We start from the raw sequence: 1,874 nt of genomic DNA, 5'->3' as shown, positions 1-1,874 counted from the left end.
CAGGAAAACAGCGTCCAAATACCGCTAATCCTGCAATTCCAAAGCCGCTATCCGCCTCAATCAACAGGCCAGATCAATGGCTTGCGGATAGTTCACGGCCGACCAAATCGAAAATGCAAACTTAGGCTGTTGCGCGGTATCTCCTTCCACATCATCTCTTGCGCATACCTGCATTCCAAGGTGTTTGATCCTATGCTTCGCGAGGAGCAGGTAGGTCGCGACAGCTAGGCAATGTTCCAGCTGCCCTAGCGGAGGAGTCACGATTTTCCGGCAAGCTCCGTCGGCAGACGTTCCTTTCTGGCCTTGGCAAAGGCTCGGTCGCCTTCCAGAAACGCCGCCAGCATGAAAGGGATGAGTTCTGCCACGGTTTCAGACTGACCATAGGTCTGACGGTAAAGTGCAGCATACTCCTTGAGTGTTTGGCTCAGCTCCGCGCTGACGGTAATGGTGATCTTCGAAGCTGTTCGGTCCGGAAGTTTTCCAAGTTTCAGGTCAGCCATGATAACTCCTGCTCAACTGGCGTATGGCCGCAGCACGATGTCCTTGTGCACGATGACGCGCAGTGGCCAACCTGGGCGGACGACGATGGTGGGCTGGATATTGAGGTTTTTTTCGGTGATGCGCTGGCCGGCTCGACTGGCGTTCTGCTGGGCTGATTCCCGGATCGCCTTGACCAGATCGCTCTCGTTTTCGCCGAGGCTGAATTCTGTGCCGACACCGAGCAATGTGGCAAGCGCCACTCCCTTGATCATCTGCCAAGTGTGGAAATCGACTTCGTCTTCCAGCCCTGCGTAGCCGGCGGTGTCGCTCGCGGGCAGATTGTCGATTTCGGCCGACGAGCCGTCGGGCAGCAGAATGCGCTGCCAGACCAGCAGCGCTCGCTTTTGCCCGAACGCGACGACGCTGTCGTAGACGCCGATAAGACGTGAGCCCTGCGGAATCAGCAATATGTTGCCCGTGACCGTGTCGTGCACATTTTCGGTGACTTGCGCGACGACAAGGCCCGGCAAATCGGAATTGATGCCGGTGATCAGGCTGGCGGCAATCACGCTGCCAGCCATCAGTTGATATGGCGAGATCGGCGTCTGCAGCGCATGCGGATTGTAGATCCCGCCAGTGCTCCGCTGGCTGAGAAAATCAAGCTTTCGCTGCTGATTGTTCTGGTCGCCTTCCGCCGCCGCCACCGAGGCTGACGCGCGTCCTGCTTCGGATTGGGGAAGCGCCTCAAATGGATGCTGAGCAGTTTGCACGCTCTCTCCGACATCTGTCTTTTGAGCTCGATTTTCGACGCGGAAAAGCACCCGCGATTCACGCGCTTCGATCGCCTGCTGCGCTAGACGCTGCTCCTCGGCCGAGATGTCTTGGCCCGGCACGATGCCGAGCTGGCGCTGCCGCTCGAGGATGGGGCGGCCGAGGTCGCCCGGCAAAGGTAGCCCAAGGACGGGAGGCTTCGGCTTCATGCCGGAATAGTCATGGGGAAGCGTATCGAGCCCCTCGGCGGTTGGTTTGCGCTCAGTGTTGTAGAGATCTTCCGCCTGATCCCTGATGCGAAGGGCCGGCCCCTGGAGGGCGATCATGGTAACGCCGAAGACAGCGCCGGATCCGAGCGCTGCGATCGCGATGATCACACCGCGCCTGAACCGCACCACGCGGCGGGGAGAGGCCCGAAGCTGCAGTTCCTCGGGATCCAGTTTCGGCGGGATGCCAGAGCGGGAATTTTCGATCATGAGTCCTCACCTCGCCGGCTGCCGCGAAAGAGCGAGATCCGCCGTTGCGGTTGCCTGCCGTCAATCCTGCTGATGCGGATCACCTGCTGCCGCTTGGTGCCGAGGCGAAGTTCGGCCGCGGCGAAGAGCCGATCGACGATGTAATAG

At 59.7% G+C, this 1,874-nt stretch carries 3 protein-coding genes and 1 pseudogene; 1 reads left to right on the top strand and 3 read right to left on the bottom strand.

Annotated elements, in window-relative coordinates; all coding sequences use genetic code 11:
• Window positions 1–228, top strand: a 228-nt coding sequence (locus tag EN991_RS40465; protein WP_206519313.1) for a hypothetical protein, incomplete at its 5' end; no start/stop codon positions are given.
• Between the two features lie 29 nt (window positions 229–257).
• Here EN991_RS40465 and EN991_RS34535 read toward each other — a convergent pair.
• From EN991_RS34535 to EN991_RS41385, 3 genes and pseudogenes are all read right to left on the bottom strand, one after another.
• Window positions 258–500 (bottom strand): DUF2274 domain-containing protein, encoded by a 243-nt coding sequence (locus tag EN991_RS34535; RefSeq protein ID WP_024502859.1) that lies wholly within the window; start codon window positions 498–500, stop codon window positions 258–260.
• 12 nt (window positions 501–512) lie between these two features.
• Complete coding sequence (locus EN991_RS34530; RefSeq protein ID WP_063169228.1) at window positions 513–1,727, bottom strand: TrbI/VirB10 family protein; 1,215 nt, start codon at window positions 1,725–1,727, stop codon at window positions 513–515.
• Window positions 1,724–1,874: pseudogene (locus EN991_RS41385) on the bottom strand (TrbG/VirB9 family P-type conjugative transfer protein); the annotation flags it as partial. The gene EN991_RS34530 and the pseudogene EN991_RS41385, both read right to left, overlap by 4 nt.

The sequence above is a fragment of the Mesorhizobium sp. M7A.F.Ca.US.005.03.2.1 genome (assembly GCF_003997795.1).
Lineage (GTDB): Bacteria > Pseudomonadota > Alphaproteobacteria > Rhizobiales > Rhizobiaceae > Mesorhizobium > Mesorhizobium ciceri.
The sequence above is the reverse complement of the archived record's forward strand: the minus strand, read 5'-3'. Positions and strand labels throughout refer to the sequence as shown.

Coding starts and splice junctions, on each gene's coding strand:
- EN991_RS34535 (WP_024502859.1), bottom strand. CDS start 500: ATGGCTGACCTGAAACTTGGAAAACTTCCGGACCGAACAGCTTCGAAG.
- EN991_RS34530 (WP_063169228.1), bottom strand. CDS start 1,727: ATGATCGAAAATTCCCGCTCTGGCATCCCGCCGAAACTGGATCCCGAG.